The following is a 23414-nucleotide window of genomic DNA, read 5'->3' on the forward strand; positions in this document are numbered from 1 at the left end:
ACTACCCCTTCACCGCACCGGAGGTCAGCCCCGCCACGATGCGACGCTGGAAGAACAACACGAACACAATGATCGGGATGGTGATGACGACCGCGGCCGCGCTCACCTGCCCCGTCGGGTCTTCGAACTGCGAAGACCCGGTGAAGAACGACAGCGCCGCCGGCACCGTGCGCGACGCCGTGGTCGACGTCAGCGAGATGGCGAACAGGAAGTCGTTCCAGCAGAAGATGAACACCAGGATCGCGGTGGTGAACACGCCCGGCGCGGCCAGCGGCGCGATCACCCGCCGGAAGGCCTGGGCCGGCGTCGCGCCGTCCATCTTCGCCGCCTTTTCCAGCTCCCACGGGATTTCCCGGAAGAACGCCGACAGCGTGTAGATCGACAGCGGCAGGGCGAACGTGATGTACGGCAGGATCAGGCCCGGCCAGGTGTCGAAGAGGCCCAGGTTCCGCTCGATGTTGAACAGCGGCGTCACCAGCGACACCTGCGGGAACATCGCGATCAGCAGCGAGAGCCCGACGAGCAGCTGCTTGCCGGGGAACTCCAGCCGCGCGATCGCGTACGCGGCCATCGTGCCCAGCACCACCGCGATCAGCGTCGAGATGATCGCGATGCCGATCGAGTTCACCAGCGCCAGCAGGAACTCCGACGTCTGGAAGATGTCCGCGTAGTTCTGCCAGGTCCACGACTGCGGGATGAACGACCCGTCGGTCAGCGTGTCCTTGGTCTTGAACGACAGCGAAACGACCCAGAGCACCGGCACCAGCGCGAACACCAGCACGAGGATGTCGACCAGGCCCCAGCGCACTTTGCGGCCCGTCGTGACGGTTCCCATCACCATCAGCGCTTACCCCCGTCGTCCGAGCCAGGTGCGGCCGTGCCGAACACCTTGATGAAGATGAAGGCGATGATCGCCACGGTGATGAAGATCAGCACCGCCATCGTCGACCCGATCCCGAGGTTGAGGCCCTTGACCAGGTTGTCGTAGGTCTGCATGGACACCGAGCCGGTGTCCTGCGCGCCGCCGGTGAGCACGTAGATGTTGTCGAAGATCCGGAACGCGTCGAGCGTGCGGAACAGCAGCGCCACCAGGATCGCCGGCTTCATCACCGGCAGCATCACCTTCGTGAACCGCTGCCACGCGCTCGCGCCGTCCATCGCCGCGGCCTTGAGCAGGTCGTCCGGCACCAGCGCGAGGCCGGCCATCAGCAGCAGCGCCATGAACGGCGTGGTCTTCCACACCTCGGCGCCGATGATGATGAACATCGACGGCCACTGGTCGGTCAGCGGCGCCGCGTCCGCGGCGAGCCAGTTGGCCAGGTAGCCGGTCTTCGGCGTCCACGCGTAGTACCACGAGAACGCCGCGACGACCGTGACGATGCCGTACGGGATCAGGGCGACCGTGCGGACCAGGCCGCGGCCGACGAGCGTCCGGTGCATGATCAGCGCCAGCGCCATGCCGAGCACGAACTCGATGGCCACCGACACGACGGTCAGGAACATCGTGGTGCCGAACGCCGTCCACCAGTACGAATTGGACAGCACGGCCCCGTAGTTGTCGAAGCCGACGAACTCCTGCTGCGCCGGGAAGCGCAGGTCGTAGCGCTGCAGCGACAGCCAGATCGAGTAGACGATCGGGTAGCCGGTGACCGCGATCATCACGACGAACGCGGGCGCGCACAGCCACAGCCCGAGCCGCCGTTCGGCCTTCTTCCCTTCGGAGAGGGCGGGTTTGCCCTTCTTGGTGTGCGACACGGGTTCCGGTGCCGCGGTGGCTCCCGCCGTGGTCGGGTCCTGGACGGTCACGGGATCACTCCCTTCGACTGGAGAGCGTCGTTGAGCTGCTCGCGCAGCTTCGAAGCGGTGGCCTGCGGGTCGATTTCACCCGGCGGGGAAAGGACTTTCGACATCACGGTCGACATGTTCTGGTACGCCGGGGTCAGCGGCCGCACCGCGGAGTCCTTGATGGCGTCGATGATCGAGTCGCGCATCGGGTACTTCAGCGCCATGTTCGGGTTGTCGGCGCTCGCCGGCTTCGACGGGTCGAGCGGCGTGTCGTTGTGGTACACCGATTCGATGGTCGGCGGGACGCCGTCGTTGATCGCCGAGAACTTCTGGTTCTCCGCGTTGCGCAGGCACAGCGCCGCTTCGAACGCCTCGGGCTTGTGCTGCGACAGCGAGCTGACGGCGAGGTCGTACCCGCCGATCGTCGTCTTCGCGGGCGTGCCCGCCTTCGCCTCGGGGTAGACGGCCCACTTGAAGTGCGAGACGTCCTGCGGCTTTTCCTTGGCGTAGGAGGCGTAGACGAACGGCCAGTTGAGCTCGAACGCGGCGTCGCCGCGCTGGAACGTCTGGCGGACGTCGTCCTCCTTCGAGTTGGTCAGCGACGGGTCGGTGATGCCCGACGACGCGATCTGCTTCAGCAGCGCGAGCGCCTGCACCGCGCCGTCGTCCAGGACGACGCTCTTGCCGTCCTCGGACAGGATGTGCCCGCCCATCGACTCCACGAGCGTGTTGTAGAAGACGACGAGGCCTTCGTACTGCGCGCCGGTGAACACGATGCTGTAGGGCTTGCCCTGCGCCTTCAGCTCCTTGGACTTGGCGATCATCTCTTCCCACGTCTTGGGCGGCGTGGGCGTGATCCGGTCGTCGTACCAGAGCAGCTGGACGTTGGTGTTCTTCGTGGCCGCGTAGAGCTTCCCGTTGTAGGTCGCCGTCTCCAGCGGTCCTTGCAGGACGCCTTCGGTGGCGGCCGTCTTGCTCTGGTCCTTCCACTCCTCGACCCAGCCGGCTTCGGCGAACTCCGAAACCCAGGTCACGTCGAGGCCGAGGACGTCCATCGCGGTGTCACCCGCGGCGAGCCGCCTCGCCATCTGCAGGCGCTGGTCGTCCGCGCCGCGCTGCAGCTTGTTGTAGACGATCTCGTACTTCCCGTTCGCCGCCGCGTTGCAGTTGTCGACGACTTTCTGGAAGCTGTCCTCGGGTGCGTAGTAGACGTTGATCTTCAAGCCACCGCTCGAACCGCAACCGGCCAGCATGCCGGTCACCAAAGCCCCTGCCCCCAGCAGGACCGCGGTACGGCCGGGCGAGCGTCCCCGTTTGCCCGCGCCGATCCTCTTCCCCATAAGGCCTCCTCACCCGCGTGCACGCCGGATACCGCGGTGCCCGGCGGGCACCACGACGCGATGAGGCGAACCGCGCCAGCACCCCGACGTGCTAGTGCTCGGGCCGCCGCGCTGGTTGGGCGAGGCCGCCCGACTGGTGTCGGACAACTTATGCCGGGCGATCACACCCCGCAAGCAGTATCGGTAACGATTCAGCCCACTGCAGCTCGAACTGTGATTTTCCCCTGATAATGGCGGCTTTTTTCAGGTCGTCGCCGGCGGTGGTTTGAGAGCGAGCTTGGCGAGCAGCTCGCGGCCCTGTTCGGCGGTGCGCGGCTGGCACAGGACGTCGTAGCGGCCGGCGACGAGCTGGCTCGCCGAGGAGAAGTCCCGCCGCCCGCGCGACATGCTGTACCCGATGGCGGCGAACATCAGCCCGGACAGGACGCCGAGCACGAGCCCGGTCAGCAGCTGCAGCGCGAAGCCCTGGTTGACGAACAGGCCGAGCAGCAGCCCGGCGAAGAGGCCGAACCAGGCGCCGGAGACGGCACCGGTGCCGAGCACGCGGCCCCAGCTGAGCTTGCCGATGACGCGTTCGACGAGCATCAGGTCGACGCCGACGATCGTGACGTCGCTGACGGAGAACTCGCTGTCCGCGAGGAAGTCGACGGCCTGCTGCGCCTCGCCGTAGGTCGCGTACGACCCGATCGGCCAGCCGGACGGCGGGGTCGGCAGCCGTGGCAGGTTGCCGGGCGCCCGGCTCCCGCCGAAGGGACTACTCACCATCATCACCTGCGCACTCGTGGGTCTGGGCGTCCATCTTGTCAAGAACGCCCGGACCGTGCGAGCCGCTTACCCCGAAAGGCCGGAGCCGGTCGTCGCCGGCGGCCGCCGCGGGTCCGGAGGTCTTGAATGAGTCATTCAGGACCTCCCACGTCTTGAATGACTCATTCAAGACCTCGGGCAGGCCACGACGACCGGGCGCACCTGCCCGGGCTTGGCCGAAGCCCTGTCCTCCACCGCAAACCCGACGCGCGTCCGCTACCCCGGCGGCCGAGAATTGTCGCCGTATCGACAATCGATGACCGCCAACTCTGCCGCCGGCGACCGGCTCACCAGTCGTCCTGAATGAGTCGTTCAGGTCCTCGGAGGTCCTGAACGACTCATTCAAGACGTCTGTGGCCGGCGGAAGACGTCAGCCGCGGGACTTGTACTCGCGCAGCAACCCGCGGGAGATGATCGTCTTCTGGATCTCGCTCGTGCCCTCGCCGATCAGCAGGAACGGCGCCTCGCGCATGAGCCGCTCGATCTCGTACTCCTTCGAGTACCCGTAGCCGCCGTGGATGCGGAACGCGTCCTGCGTGACCTCCGCGCAGTACTCCGACGCGATCAGCTTCGCCATCCCCGCCTCGACGTCGTTGCGCTCGCCCGAGTCCTTGAGCCGGGCCGCGTTCACCATCATCAGGTGGGCCGCCTCGACCTTCGTCGCCATCTCGGCCAGCTTGAACGCCACGGCCTGGTGCTCGGCGATCGCCTTGCCGAACGTCTTGCGCTGCTGGGCGTACTCCACCGCCAGCTCGAACGCGCGGATCGCGATGCCGCACGCCCGCGCCGCGACGTTCACGCGGCCGACCTCGACACCGTCCATCATGTACGCGAACCCGCGGCCCGGGGCCTCGCCCAGCACCATGTCCGCGCCGATGCGATAGCCGTCGAAGACCGCTTCGGTCGTGTCGACGCCCTTGTAGCCCATCTTGTCGATCTTGCCCGGGATGGTCAGGCCCGGCGCCACCTCGCCGAAGCCCTCCGGCTTCTCCACGAGGAACGTCGTCAGGTTCTGGTGGGCCTTCTCGGCACCCTCGTCGGTCTTGACGAGCAGCGCGATCAGGTTGGACGAACCGCCGTTCGTCAGCCACATCTTGGAACCGTCGATGACATAACCGTCGCCGTCGCGGCGCGCGCGGGTCTTGATCGCCGCGACGTCCGAACCGAGGTCCGGCTCCGACATCGAGAACGACCCTCGCATCTCACCGGTCGCCATCCGCGGCAGGAAGTGCTGCTTCTGCGCTTCCGTGCCGTGGCGGGAGATCATGTGCGCCACGATGAAGTGCGTGTTGATCACGCCGGACACGCTCATCCAGCCGCGCGCGATCTCCTCGACGACCAGCGCGTAGGTCAGCAGCGACTCGCCGAGCCCGCCGTACTCCTCCGGGATCGTGATCCCGAACAGGCCCATCTCCTTCATGCCCTCGACGATGTCCGCCGGGTAGGTGTCGGAGTGCTCGAGCTCCTGCGCGTGCGGGATGACCTCCTTGTCCACGAACGAGCGGACGGTCGCGAGGATCTCCGACTGGACGTCGGTGAGGCCGGCGGTCTGGGCGAGACGGGCCATCACGGCTCCCTTTCCGATTGCGACGCCGGCTCCCGGCGCTGGGTTACCGGTGAGTATGACCCGAATCCCCCAACCCTGCTATGAGGGCGCTCACGCTCCGCGTCGTACAGTGCTGGTCGACAGGGGAGGGCACATGACGTATCCGCAGGACCCGAACAACCCGTACGGCCAGCAGCCGCAGTCGGGCGGCTACCAGCAGCCCGGTTACGGCCAGCAGTACCCCAGCGGCGGCTTCCCGCAGTACCCGCCGCAGTACCCCGGCGGCATGCAGGGCCCGCCGCCGGAAGGGTCGGGTCTCGCTGTCGGCGCGCTGGTCTGCTCGATCCTCGGCGTCTTCCTCTGCGTCCTCGTGACGATCGCGGGCATCGTGATGGGCCACATCGCCCTCGGCAAGGCCAAGCGCGGCGAGGCGGAAGGCCAGGGCATCGCGCTGGCGGCGGTCATCGTGGGGTACATCGGGATCGGCCTCAACATCCTGGCGGTCGTCCTCATCTTCGGGTTCGGCTTCGCCCACGAGCTCTTCCGATGACCGACCCGGCCAAGGACGACGACCGTCCGGCCGTGTCGTACGACCCGCCGCCCACCGCGGACCCGGCGCCGTACACGCCGGAGAACTACGACCCGCCGGCGAGCGACAGCACGCTTCCCGAGCCGCCGGCGCCGGAGCCGGTCGCCCCCGAGCTGCCGCCCGGGTCGTTCGAAACCCCGGCCGCGCACATCCCCGGCACGCCGTACGCGGCGCCGGGGCAGCCGGTCTACCAGCCGTACCCGCCGGCGTACAGCCAGCCGTACGGCAGCCCGGCACCCTACGTCCAGCCGCCGTACGTGCCGGGTCCGCCGCAGCGGCAGGACAACGCGCTCGCGATCGGCGCGCTGGTCTGCTCGATCCTCGGCCTCTGCTCCGGCATCACGGCGATCGCGGGGCTGATCATGGGCCACGTCGCGCTGAGCAAGACGAACCGCGGCGAAGGCGGCGGCCGGGGGATGGCGACGGCCGCCGTGATCGTCGGCTACGTCGTGATCGCGCTGTGGTTCAGCTTCTTCACGACGATGATCATCCTGGCCGCGAACGGCCAGCTCGACTAGTCGGCGGGCAGCACCGCGTCACCGGGGGTGCGCGGTGACGGCGTCGCGTGGCCGTTCGCCTCCGGTTTGGCCTCGACCGCCTCGGGTTCCGGCTCGGCCGGCGGCGCCGGCTGGGCCGCGGGGGCCGCGGGCTTGGGCGTCTGCGCGTCCAGGAACCGCAGCAGCTCCACCGGGAACGGCAGCACCAGCGTCGAGTTCTTCTCCGACGACACCTGCACGACCGTCTCCAGCAGCCGCAGCTGCAGCGCCGCCGGGGTGTCGGCCATCTGCGCCGCGGCCTTCGAGAGCTTGTACGACGCCTGCAACTCACCGTCGGCGGAGATGACGCGCGCGCGCCGTTCCCGCTCCGCCTCGGCTTGGCGCGACATCGAGCGCTTCATCGCCTCCGGCAGCGCGACGTCCTTGATCTCGACGCGGTCGATGTGGATGCCCCAGTCCAGCGCCGGGCTGTCGATCATCAGCTCCAGGCCCTCGTTGAGGCGCTCGCGGTTGGAGAGCAGGTCGTCGAGGTCGCTCTTGCCGATGATCGAGCGCAGCGACGTCTGCGCGACCTGGCCGACCGCCGACCGGTAGTCCTGGACGTTGACCGCCGCGACGACCGGGTCGATCACCTTGAAGTAGACGACGGCGTCGACCCGGACCGTGACGTTGTCGCGGGTGATGCCGTCCTGGGCGGGCACCGGCATCGTCACGATCTGCATGTTGACCTTCTGCAGCCGGTCCGCGAACGGCACGAGCACCATCAGGCCGGGTTCCGCGACCCGCGACCGCACCCGCCCGAACCGGTAGACCAGTCCGCGTTCGTACTGCTTGACGACGCGCACGCTCGACGCGAGCCAGGCTCCACCCGCGATGACGACGGCGCTGAGGATCTCCACCAGCATGGCTGCCTCCGGGGGTCTGCGTTTACCCCTGAAATCCCAGCGTACGCCCGTGACGACCGTGACGAAACGCGCTGGACGCGGCCGCCAGACTGAGGGGGTGAACGATCTCCGCGTCCCGCCGCTGTTCGCCGCCCGCGCGCCCCGGGTGCTCGGCGCCGAGGCCGTCCCTTGGCTGGCAGCCCTGCCGGACCTCGCCGCCTCCTACGCGCGGAAGTGGGGCCTGGCGTTCGAGGGCGAAGCGATGCACGGGTACGTCGGCGTGGTGCAGCCCGCGCGGCTGCCCGACGGCACGCCGGTGGTGCTGAAACTGGGCTGGCGCGACGAAGAATCCGCCGACGAGCCGCTCGCACTGTCCACATGGGCCGGCCGGGGTGCGGTGCTGCTGCTGGAGTCCGCGCCGGACGACGGCGTCCTGCTGCTCGAACGGCTCGACGCCGGCCGCACCCTCGACGACCTCCCGCTGCGTTCGGCGATCCCGCTCATCGGTGGCTTGGCGCGGCGCCTGGCCGTCCCCGCGCCGGCGTCGATGCGACGGCGGTTGCGCGCCGAAGCCGAGGAGCTGGTCGAGGAACTCCCCCGCCGCTGGGCCGAGCTCGGCGAGCCGTTCGAGAAGCGGCTGGTCGACGACGCCGTGGCGATCTGCCGCGAGCTGGGGCCGTCGGCGGGTGAGCTGCTGGTGAACGAGGACCTGCACTTCCAGAACGTCCTGGCGGGCACGCGCGAGCCGTGGCTGGTCATCGACCCGAAGCCGCTCGCCGGTGACCTCGAGTGGGGCGTGATCCCGTTGTTCTGGAACCGGTTCACCGAGTCCACACTGGACGAACGGTTCGCGCTGATCGTCGCTTCGCACGAACTGGACGCGTCCAAGGCGCGCGCGTGGACGCTCGTGCGGGCCGTGCAGAACTGGATCTGGATGGTCGAAGAGCACCTCGAATCCGGCGAGGACAGCGACGACCCGGCGTTCGTCACAGTGGCGGAAATCGCTCCTTGGGCAGCCAGCCGATAGTGTCAGCCCCATGGCCGCGGTCAACAGGGTTTTCGCAGCTCAGCTGTCCGGGTTGCCGGTGTTCGGGCCGGACGGCGAGTCCATCGGCCGGGTCCGCGACCTGGTCGCCGGACTGCGCCTCGACGCCCAGCCGCCGCGGATTCTCGGCCTGGTCGTCGAGCTGGCCACCCGGCGCCGGGTCTTCGTGCCGATGCTGCGCGTCACCGCGATCGAGCCGAGCGCCGTGACGCTCGCGACCGGCTCGGTCAACATGCGCCAGTTCAACCAGCGCCCCAACGAGGTACTGGTGCTCGGCCAGCTGCTCGACGCGCACGCGACGCTGGCCGGGTCGGACACGCGAATCACCGTCGTCGACGCCGGGATGGAACCGACCCGCACCCGCGACTGGGTGCTCGCCAAGCTGGCCATCCGCGAACGGCGCGTCGGGCTGGGCCGCCGTCGCGCGGCGATGCAGGTCCTGCCGTGGTCGGAGGTCGCCGGGCTGGGCCTGGCCGACCTCGGCGCGCAGCCGCAGGGCGCCGGCCAGCTGCTCATGCTCTTCGACACCATGCGCCCGGCCGACATCGCCGCGACCGTGCGCGACCTGCCGCTCAAGCGCCGCCACGAGGTCGCCGACGCGATGGACGACGAGCGCCTCGCCGACGTCATCGAGGAGCTGCCGGACGACGACCAGAAGGAGCTGCTGGCTTACCTGGCCGAGGAGCGCGCGGCCGACGTCCTCGAGGCGATGAACCCCGACGACGCCGCCGACCTGCTGGCCGAGCTGGCCCCGGCCGAGCAGAGCCGGCTGCTGGAGCTGATGGAGCCGGAGGAGTCCGCGCCGGTCAAGCGGCTGCTGGAGTACTCGTCGGACACCGCGGGTGGCCTGATGACGCCGGAGCCGGTGGTGCTGACCCCGGACACGACGATCGCCGAGGCGCTGGCCCACATCCGCAACGCCGAGCTGCCGCCGGCGCTGGCCAGCATGGTGTTCGTCTGCCGCCCGCCGACGGCGACGCCGACCGGGCGCTACGTCGGTGTCGTCCACTTCCAGCGTCTCCTGCGCGAGCCGCCGGCCGAGCTGGTCGCCAGCGCCGTCGACACCGGGCTGCCGCCGCTGAAACCGGGTGCGTCGCTGGCCGAGGTCACGCGGTACTTCGCGGCCTACAACCTGACCTGCGGGCCGGTCGTCGACACCGAGGACCACCTGATCGGCGCGGTGACCGTCGACGACGTCCTCGACCACCTGCTGCCGGAGGACTGGCGCGAGACCGGGCTGCACGACACCTTGGAGGAAGACCGTGCCTGAACCGACTTCGGGACGGCGGCTCGACCAGCCCCGCAGCCAAGCGCGGTTCCGGCTGAACATCGACCCGGACACCTTCGGCCGGTTCACCGAGCGGATCGCCCGGTTCCTGGGCACCGGGAAGTACCTGTTCTGGCAGACGCTGATCGTCATCGTCTGGATCGTGCTGAACCTCACAGCGCTTTCGCTGCGGTGGGACCCGTACCCGTTCATCCTGCTCAACCTGGCCTTTTCGACCCAGGCGGCGTACGCGGCGCCGCTGATCCTGCTGGCGCAGAACCGGCAGGACGACCGCGACCGCGTCTCCCTGGAGGAGGACCGGAACCGGGCGTCGCAGACGAAGGCGGACACGGAGTACCTGGCCCGCGAGCTGGCGGCACTGCGGCTGGCGGTCGGCGAGGTCGCGACGCGCGACTACCTCCGCAGCGAGCTGGACCGGCTGCGGGAGGACCTCGACGTCAAGCCCAGGAAGCCGCGCACTCCTACCGGCTCGTAACATGGACGGGGTGACCAGTACGCAGCAGCTCCCCAGCGTCGACGACGTCCGCAGCGCGCTGAAGAGCGTGCAAGACCCCGAGATCCGGAAACCCATCACGGACCTGGGGATGGTCAAGGACGTGGCCGTCGCCGACGACGGCGTCGTGACGGTCGGGATCTACCTGACGGTGGCCGGCTGCCCGCTGAAGGCGACGCTGACCAACGACACCCGCGAGGCGGTTTCGAAGCTGCCGGGCGTGGTGGACGTGCGGGTCGAGCTGGACGTGATGAGCGACGAGCAGCGCTCCGAGCTGCGGAAGTCCCTGCGCGGCGACGCGGCCGAGCCGGTGATCCCGTTCGCGCAGCCGGGCTCGATGACGCGGGTGTACTGCGTGGCGTCGGGCAAGGGCGGCGTCGGCAAGTCGTCGGTGACGGTGAACCTGGCGGCGGCGATGGCCGCGCGCGGGCTGTCGGTGGGTGTCGTGGACGCGGACATCTACGGCCACTCGATCCCCCGCATGCTCGGCGCGCGCGAGAAGCCGACCAAGGTCGACACGATGATCATGCCGCCGCAGTCCCACGGCGTGAAGGTGATCTCGATCGGCATGTTCACCCCGGGCAACACGCCGGTGGTGTGGCGCGGGCCGATGCTGCACCGCGCGTTGCAGCAGTTCCTGGCGGACGTCTTCTGGGGCGACCTGGACATCCTGCTGCTGGACCTCCCGCCGGGCACGGGCGACATCGCGATCTCGGTGGCCCAGCTGATCCCGAACGCGGAGATCCTGGTGGTGACGACCCCCCAGCAGGCGGCGGCCGAGGTGGCCGAGCGCGCCGGGGCGATCGCGTTGCAGACGCGTCAGCGCGTCGCCGGGGTCATCGAGAACATGTCGTGGCTGGAACAGGCTGACGGTTCACGGCTGGAGCTCTTCGGCGCGGGCGGCGGCCAGACGGTGGCCGACTCGCTGACGAAGTCGATCGGGTCGGAAGTGCCGTTGCTGGGCCAGGTCCCGATGGACCCGCGCATGGTCGCCCAGGGCGACGCGGGCGAGCCGCTGGTGCTGACCGAGCCGGAGGCGCCGGCGTCGGTGGTGCTGAAGGACGCGGCGAAGAAGCTGACGGTCAAGGCCCGCGGCCTGGCCGGGATGATGCTGAACGTCACCCCGGCCGGCCGCTGAGTTCCTACTCGCAGCGCCAGAGGTAGGCGGTCGAGTGCCGCGTGGCGGAGTCGTAGCGGTAGCCGCCCGCGGTGCCGTCGTCGCCGATGACCACGGGCAGATCCGCTTTGAGGTCGCCGAACGTCGAGACGAAGGTGCCCTGGTCCCAGACGCCGTAGCCGGTGCCGGCGAGGTCGTCGCCGCCGTCGGCCTCGTCGAGCCGGCCGGTGATCAGGCCGCTGGAGTTGATCGAGAACCCCGGGTTGCCGTTGGAGAGGTTGTAGCTGGACTTCGGCAGAACGTGGGCGGCGCGCTGCTGGTCCCAGTAGACGCCGACGTTCTTCCCGTTGTAGACGCCGTAACCGACGACGCGGCCGTTCTTCATGGCGTCGGGCCAGGCGTACTTCAGGCCGGGCAGGGTGCCGAGGTGGGTCAGGGTGCCGTCGCGCCAGAGGTCGCCGTTGGCGAAGGCGATCGAGCCGTCGGTGTCGACGGCGGCCACGCCGACTCCCTTGGGTACGCCGAGCAGCAGCGTCACGGTGCCGGGTTGGCCGGCGGGCCACCGGACGGCGGTCAGCCCGGAGCCGTCTTGCTTGCGGACGACGCCGATGACGTCCCCGGAGCCGGTGATGCCGACGGCGGCGGAGCGCGTGTAGCCGGCGGGCAGCTGGCTCGACGTCGGGGAGGGCAGCTGGACGAGGGTGCCGCCAGCGCTTTTGAAGGCCTTTTCGAAGATGAAGCCGGACCCGAACATCGTGCTGTAGGCGGTCCCGGCGACGGCGCCGGAGCGGTTCTCGGCGGTGACGGCGGCGCCGTTCGTTCCGGCGGTGCCCAGGTCGGTGTAGGTGCCGTTGGTCCAGGAGGCCGCGCGGACGGTGTCCCCGAACTGGTCGGTGGGAAGCGCCCAGCCGGCGAAGTTCCCGTTGCCGTCGGTGGCGGTCACCTTGGCACTGACGGAGGTCCCGGCGGTCAGCGCGGTCGGCTTCCAGCTACAGGCGGCGGTGGTATCGGCGGCGGCCGCGGTTTGGCCTGAGGCCAGCAGGCCCGCCGCGAGCAGTGCGCAGCACAACGATCCGAGTTTCATCGTCCCCCCAGTTGTCGGCCGGGGCGCAGAAAGCAGCCCCCGCCCTCTCCGGGGGTCCGGCCCCACGTCGATTTTATCGGGGGCGGCACACAGGAAATCCCTAAATGGCGCGAGAACGGCCGAGTTGTCCACATTGCGGCCGGGCTGGGGACAACCGCCGAGACTACGTGGCGTCCGGGTCGATCGGCGGACGCTCGCCCGGCTTCAGCGGCTCCGGCGTCTGCGTCTGGCCCACCGGGTGCCCGTTCGAGCCGTTCGTCCCGTTCGAACCGTTGGCACCGCCCAGGTTCGGGCTGCCGTTCGTGATGCCCTTGATGCCGAGCGGGTCCGCGTCGCCGTCGAACAGGTGCTGCGTCACCACTCGCTTCGGGTCGAAGTTGCGCAGCCCGCGCAGGTCTTCGAGGGGCTTGCGCAGCTGGTCGAACTCCGGCCCCATCTCCTCGCGGAGCTGTTCCCTCGCACCCGTCGCGAAGTCGCGGACCTTCTTCACGCTCTTCGCCATCCAGGACGCCGCTTCGGGGAGCCGTTCCGGGCCGAGGATGAAGAGACCGGCGATGATGAGGACGAGGATTTCCCCCCATCCGACACTGTCGAACACCCGTCTACCTCCGCTCGGAACCTACCCGCCCAGGGTACCCGCCCCGGCCCGCGCTCCGGCAGGCCGAACGCGGGAACTCAGTCGGAAGCCAGGGTTACGTCGACGACGAAGCTCGCGCCGTCGCGGACCAGCTGCACCGGCACCACCTCGCCGACGTCGTGGGCGCGGACGGCGACCGTCATCTCGGCCGAGTCGCGCACCAGGCGGCCGCCGATCTTCGTGATGACGTCGCCCTCCTTGATGCCGGCGTTCGCGGCCGGGCCGCCGGGGGCGACGTTCTTCACCTGGGCGCCCATGGTCGAGGAGCCGGCGACCGTCGACGACGCGTTGATGCCGATGTCGGCGTGCTGGACCTTGCCGTCCTTGATCAGCGCCTTCGCGATCTTGATCGCGTAGTCGCTCGGGATGGCGAAGCCGATGCCGATGCTGCCGCCGTCGGCGCCGGAGGAGCGGATCGAGGAGTTGATCCCGACGAGCGCGCCGGTGGCGTCGACGAGCGCGCCGCCCGAGTTGCCGTGGTTGATGGCGGCGTCGGTCTGGATGGCTTCGTAGGTGACCGGCGGGGCGCCGTTGTCGCCGCCCGCGGTGATCGGCCGGTTGAGCGCGCTGACGATGCCGGCGGTCACGGAGTTCTGCAGCGCCAGCGGCGAGCCGATCGCCATCACGGTGTCGCCGACCTGCAGGTCCGCGGACTTGCCGATCTGCAGGACGGTCGGGTTGGTGACGTTGACCTTGACGACGGCGAGGTCGGTCTTCTGGTCGGAGCCGACGAGCTTGGCCTCGGTGCGGGTGCCGTCGATGAAGATGGCGGTGACCTTGACGCCCGGGTCGGCGCTCGCGGACGAGATGACGTGCTCGTTGGTGAGGATGTAGCCCTGCGGGTCGATCATGACGCCGGAGCCCTGCTCCCCCGAGTCGGCGCCGGGCTTGTAGACCTCGAGCGAGACGACGGCGGGCGCGACGCGCTTGGCGATTTCGGCGACCGAGCCGGCGGGGCGTTCCTTGGCGGCCTCGGCTTCGGAGATGGTGGCGGAGCCGGTGAGCTCGTTCCCGGTGTCGGCGACCCACCACCCGACGAGCCCGCCGACGGCCCCGACGAGCAGCGCGACGACGCCGAGCAGCGCGAGCGCCTTCGGCTGCACGCGGCGGCCGAAGAGCACCTCGGGCAGGCTGAGCAGCGCGCCGGGTGGGCGTTTCGCGGGCTTTTCCTCGTCTTCGGCGGGCATCGCGGGCCCGGCGAGGACGGCTCCGGCGCCGGGATCGCGCCAGGGGTCGCTGGTGCTGTTCCAGAGGGGCGGATCCGGCTCTTTCGGGTCCCCGGTGGCTTCCCGCGGCCGTTCGAGCAGGACGCCTTCGGCCCCGGGCGGCCGCCGGAAGGCCTCGGCCAGCGACTCGGGAGCGGGCGGCGCGAGACTGACGCCGTTGGGCCGCTGCGGGGTGTAGAGCTTGTCGAACGCGCCATCGACCCCGGTGGGCCTGCCGAAGACGGCGGCCTGAGCGGGATCGACGGCAGGGCGCGCGAGCGGCCGCGGCCCCAGCCGCTCGCCATCGCGCTCGGGATTCACGTTCGGCTCGGTCATCATTCCCCGGTGCAGAAGATCAGGTGGCTGGGCGTGACGATACCCAAAGCCAGTGCTCCGAGTCTGCCGGTCCGCCGGTGAAATGGCTGTTGCTTGGGATCTGTCCACAGGCTGGGCGCAATGTGGACAGCCCGGCGGCTCAGGTCGGCTGCGGGCCGGTTTCGTCGGTACCCACCGATAGACTGGAGCCGGGGCAGCCCCCCAGGGAAGGGCGGGGGTCGCCTGGCGGCAGGGCGGGGGTCGCCCGGCGGCAGGGCGGGGGTCGCCCGGCGGCAGGGCGGGGGTCGCCCGGCGGCAGGGCGGCTTCGAGATCCGCCACCACGCATGCCGAAGGCCGCCACGAGGAATCCCTCATGACGGCCTTCGTGGGAACAAAGTCTCAGCGAATACCCGCGGGCACCGCGACCGGCGTCGTGCTGACCGGGGTCGACGTCGGCACCACCGGCTGCGGCACCGCCATCTGGGCCGGCAGCAGGTTCGCCTGCTGCGGCGCCCCTCCGCCGGTCTCCGGGGCGCCGTCACCGCTGTCCGCCGTCGTCCCGACCAGGGCCAGCGCGCTCAGCACCAGGCCCGACACCACCACGCCTGCCCCCTGCGCGGCGCGGCGCTTGAACCCGCCCACCACGTTCGGGGACTGGCCCAGCGGCGCCGATGATCCCAACGGCGCCACACCGCCCAGCACGCCCGTGTCGCGCAGCCCCGCCACCCGGTCCGGGCGCTGGACCGCGACCAGCTGGCCGTCGGCCGTGATCGCCAGGTTGTCCGGTGTGCTCGGGAGCTCCGTGTGCTGCGGGATCGACTGCAGGCTCGCCAGGAACCCCGCCGACATCGACGGCGCCGACGCACGGCGGATCGCCTCCACCGTCTGGCGCTGGGCGCGCACCTCGGCGGCGCACGCCGCGCAGCGCGTGATGTGCGACGCCGCGCGGTCGCGGGCGCCGTGGGACAGCTCTCCGTCGACGAACGCCACCACGGCGTCCGGCATCAGGTGCGACTCGGGGAGTCCCCAGCCTCGCGGTGCGGTCATACCGACACCTTCGCAGACTCCGGTGCGTAAGCGCGCCGGCGCTCGAGCGACGCCCGCAGCGCCTGGCGCCCGCGGTGGATGCGGCTGCGGACGGTGCCCAGCTTGACGCCGAGCGTCGCGCCGATCTCCTCGTACGACAGCCCCTCGACGTCGCACAGCACGACGGCGGCGCGGAACTCCGGGGGCAGCTCGTCGAGCGCCGCCTGCAGGTCCGGGTCCAGGTGGGTGTCGGAGAAGACCTGTTCGGGGCTCGGGTCGTCGCCCACGATGCGGTCGGTGTCCTCCGGCAGGCCTTCCATCCGCACGCGCGAGCGGCGGCGGGCCATGTCGAGGAACAGGTTGGTGGTGATCCGGTGCAGCCAGCCCTCGAACGTGCCGGGCTTGTAGGACGCCAGCGACCGGAAGACCCGGATGAAGGTCTCCTGGGTGAGGTCCTCGGCGTCGTGCGTGTTGCCGGTCAGGCGGTAGGCGAGCCGGTAGACCCGGTCGCTGTGCTCGCGGACGACCTCGTCCCAGGACGGCGGCGTCCAGACAGCCTCGTCCAGGGACACGGGCTGAGCCGCGTCGGCGTCGTTTTCGGCAACGGCGTTCTGCATCGCGGGAGCAGGCACCTCCATCTGCGTAACTCCTGTCTGCTCCACCCAACGCGGGTCGTCGGCACGGTGTTCCCGTGTTCCTCACTGAGTCTGTCCGGACTCCTTATGGTTCTAGTGAGACTGGACTGAGAGCAGGCTGAGAACTTCTCCCCGGGTGCTTACCAGGGAGCCTGCGCGGATTTATCGACAACCAACGCTAACCTCCGTGCGTGAACACGCCCACCCCTGCGGCCGCACCGGCCGATTCCGGGTTCGTCGACGGGTACCTGCCCGACGACGAGGTGCTGTCCACGGCCCGGGCGCGGGCCGAGGACCTGGGCTGCACCCCGCTCAGCGCGGGTGCGGGTGCGACCTTGCGCTTCCTGGCCGCGACGCTGTGCGCGAAGGCGGTCGTCGAGGTCGGCACGGGGGCCGGGGTGAGCGGGCTGAACCTGCTGCGCGGCATGGCCCCCGACGGCATCCTGACCTCGATCGACGTCGAGCCGGAGTACCAGCGTGCGGCGCGCGCGACGTTCCGCGAGGCCGGCTACGCACCGGGCCGCACGCGGCTGATCATCGGGCGGGCGCTGGACGTGCTGCAGCGGCTCACGCCGGGCGGGTACGACCTGGTGTTCGTCGATTCGGCGCACATCGAGTACCCGGGGTGCTACGAGCTGGGGGTGTCGCTGCTGCGGCGGGGCGGGATCATCGCGTTCCACAACGTTTTGGCTGGTGGACGCGTGATCGACCCGTCGCACCGGGATCCGGAGACGCTGGCGCTGCGCGAGGTGGCGCGGGCTTTCCGGGAGGACGAACGGCTGGTCCCGGCGCTGCTCCCGGTGGGCGGCGGACTGCTGGTCGCGGCGGCTGTTTGAGCAGTTGTCCACAGGTTGCTGCGCCTGTGGACAACTGGGCTCGGGCGGGCTGGTTCGTCGGTGGGGGCCGATAGACTGGATCGGGGACGCCCCCCGGGAAGGGTGGGGGCAAAGTCGCGCGTGCTCGTTCCCTGTCTCTGCTCAGGGCGCACTGAAAAGGCCCCTTCAGCTCGCGCTTCAAGCCGAACGACGCTCGTCCTCGAGGCCCGGAGGCCGCGGCGATGCCGCGAATGTCGCATTCGGGACCTTCCACGTCCCGAATGCGACATTCGCGACCTTCGAGTCCCGACTGCCCGGCTGGATCGCGTCGCTCAGGACCCGGCGAAAATTTTCGAGCGGGCGTAGGTCGGTTGGCCGCGGCGCCGGGACCGTTGAGTTGAGCGACTTTGCCGGGGCCCTGCCGGAAATGGTGCGGGCTGTCTGTCTTGGTCATGCGGGGTGGGCGCACAACTGTGGGGCTGCGGCTTCTGTAAGTCCGCCGCCGGCCGTTGCGGATGGCCACGAAGGCGCGCCTACCGCCCCTTCCTTAGGCGGCGTTCACCAGCTCGCGACGCTCTTCGCGGGCCCGCGTCCCCACGCCGACCGCGGCCGCTGCCAGGAGCAGCCACGCCGCCACCAGCGCGATCAGCCACGGCCAGCCCGCGTGGCCGTACACCCACGCTCCAGCCGCGCCGCCGACGCTGCTGCCCAAGTAGTACGTCGCCGTGTACATGCCGCCCACCTGGCCGCGCGCGTCCTCCGACGCGTCCGCCGCCGCCCAGCCGTTCGCCACCGCGTGCGCCGCGAAGAACGCGCACGTCAGGACCAAGAATCCCGCGATCACCAGCGGCAACGAGTCCGGCAACGTCAGTGCCGCGCCGACGGCCGTCAGCAGCAGCGCGCCGATCAGCGCGCGGCGGCGACCGACGCGGGCCACCAGCCGTCCGGCCGCCGCCGAGGACACCGAGCCCGTCGCGTACGCCAGGAACACCAGGGACGCGATCGCCGGCGACAGGTCCAGCGGGTCGCCCGTCAGCCGGAACCCGGCCGCGTTGTAGAGCGCGACGAACGAGCCCATCGCCAGCAGCGCGACCGCGTACTGGGCCAGCAGGACCGGCTTGCTCAACGCCGTGACCAGGCCTTTCGCGACGGCGCGAAGCTGCGCGTCGCCGCGGGGGCGGGTGCCCGGCGGCAGCGTCACGACGGTGATCGCCGAGCAGATCGCGCCCACCCCCGCGACGACGTACAGCGCGCCGCGCCAGCCCAGCGGTCCGGCAGTGAACCCGCTGGCCAGCCTGCCGAGCATGCCGCCGATCGTGTTGCCCGCGATCATCGCGCCGACGGCCGCCGCGACGCCCGCGCGGCCGAGCCGTTCGGCCAGGTACGCCGCCGCGACGCCGGGGAAGCCCGCGATCGCGACGCCCTGCAGCGCGCGCAGGACGAGCAGCGCCGGGTACGTCGGCATCAGCGGCAGCAGCAGCCCGAAGACGACCGACGCGATCACCGACGTCACGATCACCGGCCGCCGGCCGACGACCTCCGACAGCGCGGCGATCGGCAGGACGGCGACGGCGAGCGCGCCGGTCGCGACGCTGACCGCGAGCGCCGCGCCACCGGGGTCGAGGTGGTACTGCGCGGCGAGCTGGGGCAGCACCGGCTGCGGCGCGTAGAGCAGGGCGAAGGAGGAGATCCCGGCCGCGGCTACGGCGGTCTTGACTCGGCGCGTGGAGGTCACGTTCCGAAAGTAAGTAACGCTAACCAATACGTCCAATGCGCTGATCTGGCAGGATCAATGCGGTGACGTATGACTTGCTAACGGCGCAGGTGGCGCCGCACCTGCCGTTGCTGGCCGCGCTGCGAGAGACGAGGAACGTCACACGCGCGGCCGAGCTGCTGGGCGTTCCGCAGCCGACGGTGAGCCGCCGTCTCGCGGCGCTGGCCGACGCGCTGGGAGCGCCGCTGACGGTCCCGGACGGCCGCGGCATCCGGCTCACGCGCGCGGCGGAACTGCTGGCGGAGGCGGCCGAACGCGGTTTGGCGGCGGTGGAGAGCGGCGTCCGGCTGGCGCGCGAGGAGGTGGCACCGGAGTCGGGGCACGTGGTGCTGGGCTTCCTGCACTTGCTCGGGCGGTCGCTGGTGCCTTCGCTGCTGCGCGGCTACCGGGCGCGGTTCCCGGGGGTGCGGTTCACGCTGGTCCAGGGCTCGCGGCAGGAGATGGTCGGCAGGCTGGCGGGTGGCGAGCTGGACTTGGCGCTGGTGGCGCCGCTGCCGTCGGTGCCGTCGCTGGCGTCGGCGGGGCTGGTGGACGAGGAGATCCTGCTGTCGGTCCCGGCAGGTCACCACCTGGCCGGGCGACGCTCGGTGCGCGTGGCGGAGCTGGCGGCGGAGGAGTTCGTGCTGCTGGAGCAGGGGTACGGGGTCCGGACGCTGACGGACGAGCTGTGCGCGGCGGCGGGTTTCACGCCGCGGATCGCGTTCGAGGGGCAGGAGTCGGACACGGTGCGCGGCCTGGTGGCGGCGGGGTTGGGGGTGGCGCTGCTGCCGAGGTTCGGCCCGGGGACGCCGGCGGGGGTGGCGGAGGTGCCGCTGGAGCCGCGGCCATTTCGGACGATCGGGTTGGTTTGGCGGGCGGACGAGCCGATGACCCCGGCGGTGGCGGGCTTTCGCGACCACGTGCTGGCGACCGAGGGCTGAGCCACCGGAGCCGGGCTCGATGGGGCCGGCGTGCTGCGCGGACGTCTGGCCACGCCGATGAGGTGAACGACTCGTTCACCACGTCGGACGAAGTGAAAGAGTCGTTCATGACGTTCGGGCCGACCTGCCCGACCTCTGCAGCGCCCCGGCACGGCCAGGTCCCGCCATTGCGTGCCGGCGACCGCTGCCGAGAGCTGAGCCACCAGGCGCCGCCGCCGGACAAGCCCCCGCCCAACCCTGGGGGGCGTCCCTGCTCCAGTCTATCGGCCCCCACCGACAACACCGGCCCTGAAGGGCCAGTTGTCCACAGCCCAACCGACTTGTGGACAACCCTCTCAACCCAGCGAAGCTGCTTGCGGAAGCGGGTCGAAGCGGCAACGCACTCGACCAGGCGACGATCGTTTTGTCCAGGTCGAAAAAGCAAGGCTCGGTCGCCGGATTTGTGCAGGTCGCCGGCGGGTGGCTGTACCAGTACCACCGCGGAAGCAGGCAAAGCGCCCGGAAGAAACCGTTGTGTTGCACCAACTTCGGATGCGGGCCCCTACCCTGAAGTTGCACCGGCGGGCTTCGGTGTGAACCACCTGGCTGCCGGCGTTGTCAGTGCACTGGCGAACGAGAAGAGAGGAGCAACGCAAAGGAGCGTGACTCGTGGCGAACGAGCACGGCGATCGCGACAGCGATCGGGATGACGACGAGAACGATCATCCCCGCTGGGAACAATGGGGTCGCCAGGCGAGGGACGTAGTAGTGACCGCTACCGCGCCCCTCATGGCCCTGGCGCACCTGGTCCATGAGCTGCGTGAACTCTTGGCCCGGTAATCCTAGCGCGCTCGCAGAGGCGGGGCCGGCACGCAGCCGCCCCGCCTCCTGCACACCTGGCCGGACAACCCTCTCAACCCAGCGAAGCCGCCAGCTCGACCAACGTCCGGGCCGCGAACCCCGTCGCCCCCGGCACCACGTCGTCGTAGTTCTTCTCCGACCGCGCCGGCCCCGCGATGTCCAAGTGCGCCCACGGCAAACCCTCCGTGAACTCCCTCAAGAACAACGCCGCCGTGATGCTGCCCGGGCCCGCCGGGGTCTGGCGGACGTCGCCGAACTCGCCTCGGACGTTCTCCGCGTAGTCCTCCACCAGCGGCATTCGCCACCACGCCTCGCCGACCCGCGCGCCCGCCGCCACGACCGAGGCGGCCAGCGACGCGTCCGATGCGAAGAACCCGCCCGTCCGCAGCCCCAGCGACACCTTCATCGCGCCCGTCAGCGTTGCCGCGTCCACCACCACGTCCGGGCCGTACTTGCGGATTCCGTACGCCAGCGCGTCCGCCAGGACCATGCGGCCCTCCGCGTCCGTGTTGCCGACCTCCGTCGTCTTGCCGCCGTAGTGGCGGACGATGTCGCCCGGCCGGTACGACGAGCCCGACACGTGGTTTTCCGCGCAAGGCACCAGAGCCGTCACGCGGATCGGGAGCCCGAGCGCCGCGATCGCCCGGGTTGCCGCGATCACCGCCGCTCCGCCCGCCATGTCCGTGCGCATCAGGTGCATCCCGTCGGCCGGCTTGATCGACAGGCCGCCCGTGTCGAACGTGATGCCCTTGCCCACCAGCAGCAAGTGCTTCGCAGCCCCCGACGGCTTGTAGGCCATCTCGATCAGCCGCGGCGGCCGCGCCGAACCGCCGCCGACCGCCAGCACGCCGCCGAAACCCTGCGTCGCCAGCCACTTCTCGTCGCGGACCGACACCTCGACGCCCGGGCCGGCCACGCGGGCCGCCGTGTCCGCCAGCCACGCCGGCGTCTTCACGTTGGACGGCGTGTTCGCCAAGTCCCGCGTCAGCGCCGTCGCGGCCGCCAGCACCGAAGCGCGGGAAACCAGCTCGCCGAACGCCAAGTTGTCCGTCACCAGCCGGACCGTCCGCACGGACGGCGAGGGATCGGAACCCGTCACCTTGAACTTGTAGCCACCCAGCAGCAGGCCCAGCGCCAGCTCGGTGACGTGCTCGCCGGACGCCTCCTCCGGCAGCTCCAGCTGCACCGCGCGGAACGCCTTGCCCCCGCTGTCGACGTCGTCCGCCAGCGCCGCGTTGACCGCGCGGACCAGCGCCGCGCCCGCCTTCCGGTACTGCTTCGGCTCGCCGTCGCCGAGACCCGCGACCCAGCGGGGACCGTCGGCCGGGACCGTCTGCACGTCGCCCGCCTTGCCGGTGATCCGGACGCCGCCGATCTCCAAGGGCTCGGACTCGACGTCGGCGGCGGGCGCCGTCACGAGCCGGGCCGTCGGGGTGCCGCGGCGGAGGTCGCCCGCGACCTCGATGTCGAGCAGGTTGGTCGGAACGGGGGGTAGCGGATTACGCACAGTGAGCAACCTTCGGGCGCAGAGGAACCGCGACCCCGGCCTCCGAAGGGAGACCGGGGTGCGACGGAAGGACGGTTCGGGGGGATCGGCTAGCCGGTGACCTCCGCCAAAGCGGCGCCGAGGTCCTTCGCTTCTTCCGCGGAGAGTTCGACGACGAGTCGCCCACCACCCTCGAGCGGTACGCGCATCACGAGGCCCCGCCCCTCCTTAGTCACTTCGAGGGGACCATCTCCGGTCCGGGGCTTCATGGCCGCCATAGCGTGCTCCCTCCGTCTCAACCGGCGCGCCCGGGTCGCGCTCGCGTGAAAGCCAGCCGGGTCTGGTGTCCATTGTCCCTCATCAGCGGCCGGGCGCATCAGCGGACCGATCTTTTGCCGCCGTATCGGTGCTGGTATGCGGCTCGCACCGGATGAAAGACTGTCGGACGACCGACGTTTCCGCGCAAGGAGAAGACGTGACCACATCCGACGTCCTGTTGACCGCCGACGCCGACGGGGTGCGCACCCTGACCCTCAACCGGCCGCAGGCGTACAACTCGCTGACCGTCGAGCTGAAGGAAGCACTGCTCGCGGCGCTGCGCGAGGCGTCCGGCGACGAGGCCGTCCGCGCGGTCGTGCTGACCGGTTCGGGCAAGGCGTTCTGCGCCGGCCAGGATCTGAAGGAACACGTGGGGCTGCTCCAGGCAGGTGACCCCGCGCCGCTACACACGGTGAAGGAGCACTACAACCCGATCGTCCAGGCGATCGTGTCGATGGAGAAGCCGGTCATCGCGGCGATCAACGGCACCGCCGCCGGCGCCGGGGCCGCCTTCGCCTACGCCAGCGACCTGCGGATCGCCGCCGAGTCGTCGTCGTTCCTGATGGCGTTCGCCAACGTCGGGCTCGGCCCGGACTCGGGCGCGTCGTGGACGCTGCAGCGGCTGGTCGGCTACGGCCGCGCCGCCGAGCTGATGCTGCTGGCCCGGACCGTCGACGCGGCGGAGGCGCTGCGCCTCGGCCTGGTCGGCGAGGTCGTGCCGGACGAAGAGCTGCCGGCCCGCGCCCAGAAGGTCGCCGCGAAGCTCGCGAACGGGCCGACGGTCGCCTACGCGAAGATCAAGAGCGTGCTCAACCTGGCCGCGCAGTCGACGTTCGAGGAAGCCCTCGACGCCGAGGACGCCGCCCAGACCGCGCTCGGCGCGACCGCCGACCACACCGAGGCCGTCGAGGCCTTCGTCGGCAAGCGCAAGCCGAACTTCCAGGGCAAGTGACGCTCGTGAGTGGGAAAC

Annotated in this window: 23 protein-coding genes; 9 read left to right on the top strand and 14 right to left on the bottom strand. The window is 70.5% G+C overall.

Going from position 1 to position 23414, the window contains the following annotated elements:
* Window position 1: 1 nt before the first annotated feature.
* The 5 genes from ACIQWX_RS00265 to ACIQWX_RS00285 form a co-directional block, all read right to left on the bottom strand.
* Window positions 2-841, bottom strand: coding sequence for a carbohydrate ABC transporter permease (locus ACIQWX_RS00265; protein WP_372672243.1), 840 nt, complete (start codon window positions 839-841; stop codon window positions 2-4).
* Entirely contained in the window at window positions 841-1806 is a 966-nt protein-coding gene (locus tag ACIQWX_RS00270) for a carbohydrate ABC transporter permease (protein ID WP_400863508.1), read from the bottom strand. Before ACIQWX_RS00270 ends, ACIQWX_RS00265 begins: the two co-directional genes overlap by 1 nt.
* Window positions 1803-3125: an ABC transporter substrate-binding protein gene (locus tag ACIQWX_RS00275; protein ID WP_400863511.1), complete on the bottom strand. Its 1323-nt coding sequence runs from the start codon at window positions 3123-3125 to the stop codon at window positions 1803-1805. The genes ACIQWX_RS00270 and ACIQWX_RS00275 overlap by 4 nt, the downstream gene beginning before the upstream one ends.
* Before the next feature lie 243 nt (window positions 3126-3368).
* Window positions 3369-3893 (bottom strand): general stress protein, encoded by a 525-nt coding sequence (locus tag ACIQWX_RS00280; protein ID WP_400863513.1) that lies wholly within the window; start codon window positions 3891-3893, stop codon window positions 3369-3371.
* Between the two features lie 406 nt (window positions 3894-4299).
* A complete protein-coding gene (locus tag ACIQWX_RS00285) occupies window positions 4300-5496 on the bottom strand; it encodes an acyl-CoA dehydrogenase family protein (RefSeq protein WP_400863516.1) in 1197 nt (398 codons plus the stop codon).
* A 133-nt stretch (window positions 5497-5629) separates the two neighbouring features.
* Between ACIQWX_RS00285 and ACIQWX_RS00290 the strand changes: the two genes are divergently transcribed.
* Window positions 5630-6025 (top strand): DUF4190 domain-containing protein, encoded by a 396-nt coding sequence (locus tag ACIQWX_RS00290; RefSeq protein ID WP_400863519.1) that lies wholly within the window; start codon window positions 5630-5632, stop codon window positions 6023-6025.
* Window positions 6022-6582, top strand: coding sequence for a DUF4190 domain-containing protein (locus ACIQWX_RS00295; RefSeq protein ID WP_400863522.1), 561 nt, complete (start codon window positions 6022-6024; stop codon window positions 6580-6582). The genes ACIQWX_RS00290 and ACIQWX_RS00295 overlap by 4 nt, the downstream gene beginning before the upstream one ends.
* Here ACIQWX_RS00295 and ACIQWX_RS00300 read toward each other — a convergent pair.
* Window positions 6579-7466: an SPFH domain-containing protein gene (locus ACIQWX_RS00300; protein ID WP_400863524.1), complete on the bottom strand. Its 888-nt coding sequence runs from the start codon at window positions 7464-7466 to the stop codon at window positions 6579-6581. The genes ACIQWX_RS00295 and ACIQWX_RS00300 overlap by 4 nt on opposite strands.
* A gap of 97 nt (window positions 7467-7563) precedes the next feature.
* Between ACIQWX_RS00300 and ACIQWX_RS00305 the strand changes: the two genes are divergently transcribed.
* The 4 genes from ACIQWX_RS00305 to ACIQWX_RS00320 are packed head-to-tail and all read left to right on the top strand — an operon-like array spanning window position 7564 to window position 11409.
* Window positions 7564-8472: an aminoglycoside phosphotransferase family protein gene (locus tag ACIQWX_RS00305; protein ID WP_400863527.1), complete on the top strand. Its 909-nt coding sequence runs from the start codon at window positions 7564-7566 to the stop codon at window positions 8470-8472.
* Between the two features lie 10 nt (window positions 8473-8482).
* Window positions 8483-9760 (top strand): magnesium transporter MgtE N-terminal domain-containing protein, encoded by a 1278-nt coding sequence (locus ACIQWX_RS00310; protein WP_400863529.1) that lies wholly within the window; start codon window positions 8483-8485, stop codon window positions 9758-9760.
* Window positions 9753-10253, top strand: a complete 501-nt coding sequence (locus ACIQWX_RS00315; protein WP_400863531.1) for a DUF1003 domain-containing protein — start codon at window positions 9753-9755, stop codon at window positions 10251-10253. Before ACIQWX_RS00310 ends, ACIQWX_RS00315 begins: the two co-directional genes overlap by 8 nt.
* 10 nt (window positions 10254-10263) lie before the next feature.
* Complete coding sequence (locus ACIQWX_RS00320; RefSeq protein WP_400863533.1) at window positions 10264-11409, top strand: Mrp/NBP35 family ATP-binding protein; 1146 nt, start codon at window positions 10264-10266, stop codon at window positions 11407-11409.
* A 4-nt stretch (window positions 11410-11413) separates the two neighbouring features.
* Here ACIQWX_RS00320 and ACIQWX_RS00325 read toward each other — a convergent pair whose 3' ends face one another.
* The 5 genes from ACIQWX_RS00325 to sigE all read right to left on the bottom strand — a co-directional run bounded on the left by ACIQWX_RS00325 (window position 11414) and on the right by sigE (window position 16273).
* Window positions 11414-12472, bottom strand: coding sequence for a hypothetical protein (locus tag ACIQWX_RS00325; RefSeq protein WP_400863535.1), 1059 nt, complete (start codon window positions 12470-12472; stop codon window positions 11414-11416).
* Window positions 12473-12635: 163 nt separating this feature from the next.
* Window positions 12636-13070 (bottom strand): Sec-independent protein translocase protein TatB, encoded by a 435-nt coding sequence (gene tatB, locus ACIQWX_RS00330; RefSeq protein WP_400863537.1) that lies wholly within the window; start codon window positions 13068-13070, stop codon window positions 12636-12638.
* Between the two features lie 77 nt (window positions 13071-13147).
* Window positions 13148-14653, bottom strand: a complete 1506-nt coding sequence (locus tag ACIQWX_RS00335) for a trypsin-like peptidase domain-containing protein (protein WP_400863540.1) — start codon at window positions 14651-14653, stop codon at window positions 13148-13150.
* Window positions 14654-15029: 376 nt separating this feature from the next.
* Window positions 15030-15677 (bottom strand): anti-sigma factor family protein, encoded by a 648-nt coding sequence (locus tag ACIQWX_RS00340; RefSeq protein WP_400863543.1) that lies wholly within the window; start codon window positions 15675-15677, stop codon window positions 15030-15032.
* A complete protein-coding gene (gene sigE, locus ACIQWX_RS00345; RefSeq protein ID WP_208608424.1) occupies window positions 15674-16273 on the bottom strand; it encodes an RNA polymerase sigma factor SigE in 600 nt (199 codons plus the stop codon). The genes ACIQWX_RS00340 and sigE overlap by 4 nt, the downstream gene beginning before the upstream one ends.
* Window positions 16274-16482: 209 nt before the next feature.
* On the opposite strand from sigE, the gene ACIQWX_RS00350 reads away from it, so the two are divergent.
* Window positions 16483-17127 (top strand): O-methyltransferase, encoded by a 645-nt coding sequence (locus tag ACIQWX_RS00350; RefSeq protein WP_400863546.1) that lies wholly within the window; start codon window positions 16483-16485, stop codon window positions 17125-17127.
* A 526-nt stretch (window positions 17128-17653) separates the two neighbouring features.
* On the opposite strand, the gene ACIQWX_RS00355 is transcribed toward ACIQWX_RS00350, so the two are convergent.
* The gene (locus ACIQWX_RS00355) at window positions 17654-18841 is read right to left on the bottom strand and encodes an MFS transporter (protein WP_400863549.1); all 1188 of its coding nucleotides are present in this window, start codon (window positions 18839-18841) and stop codon (window positions 17654-17656) included.
* 62 nt (window positions 18842-18903) lie between these two features.
* Between ACIQWX_RS00355 and ACIQWX_RS00360 the strand changes: the two genes are divergently transcribed.
* Entirely contained in the window at window positions 18904-19800 is an 897-nt protein-coding gene (locus ACIQWX_RS00360) for a LysR family transcriptional regulator (RefSeq protein ID WP_400863551.1), read from the top strand.
* An 892-nt stretch (window positions 19801-20692) separates the two neighbouring features.
* On the opposite strand, the gene ACIQWX_RS00365 is transcribed toward ACIQWX_RS00360, so the two are convergent.
* Together ACIQWX_RS00365 and ACIQWX_RS00370 are read right to left on the bottom strand one after the other, a co-directional pair.
* Window positions 20693-22147 (bottom strand): leucyl aminopeptidase family protein, encoded by a 1455-nt coding sequence (locus tag ACIQWX_RS00365; RefSeq protein ID WP_400863553.1) that lies wholly within the window; start codon window positions 22145-22147, stop codon window positions 20693-20695.
* Between the two features lie 89 nt (window positions 22148-22236).
* Window positions 22237-22404 carry a DUF3117 domain-containing protein gene (locus tag ACIQWX_RS00370; RefSeq protein WP_013222969.1) on the bottom strand — a complete coding sequence of 56 codons (168 nt, stop codon included), beginning with the start codon at window positions 22402-22404 and terminating at the stop codon, window positions 22237-22239.
* 197 nt (window positions 22405-22601) lie between these two features.
* On the opposite strand from ACIQWX_RS00370, the gene ACIQWX_RS00375 reads away from it, so the two are divergent.
* A complete protein-coding gene (locus ACIQWX_RS00375) occupies window positions 22602-23396 on the top strand; it encodes an enoyl-CoA hydratase-related protein (protein WP_400863556.1) in 795 nt (264 codons plus the stop codon).
* Window positions 23397-23414: the final 18 nt, after the last annotated feature.

Origin of the sequence: Amycolatopsis sp. NPDC098790 (assembly GCF_044759945.1) — a bacterium.
Taxonomy (GTDB): domain Bacteria; phylum Actinomycetota; class Actinomycetes; order Mycobacteriales; family Pseudonocardiaceae; genus Amycolatopsis.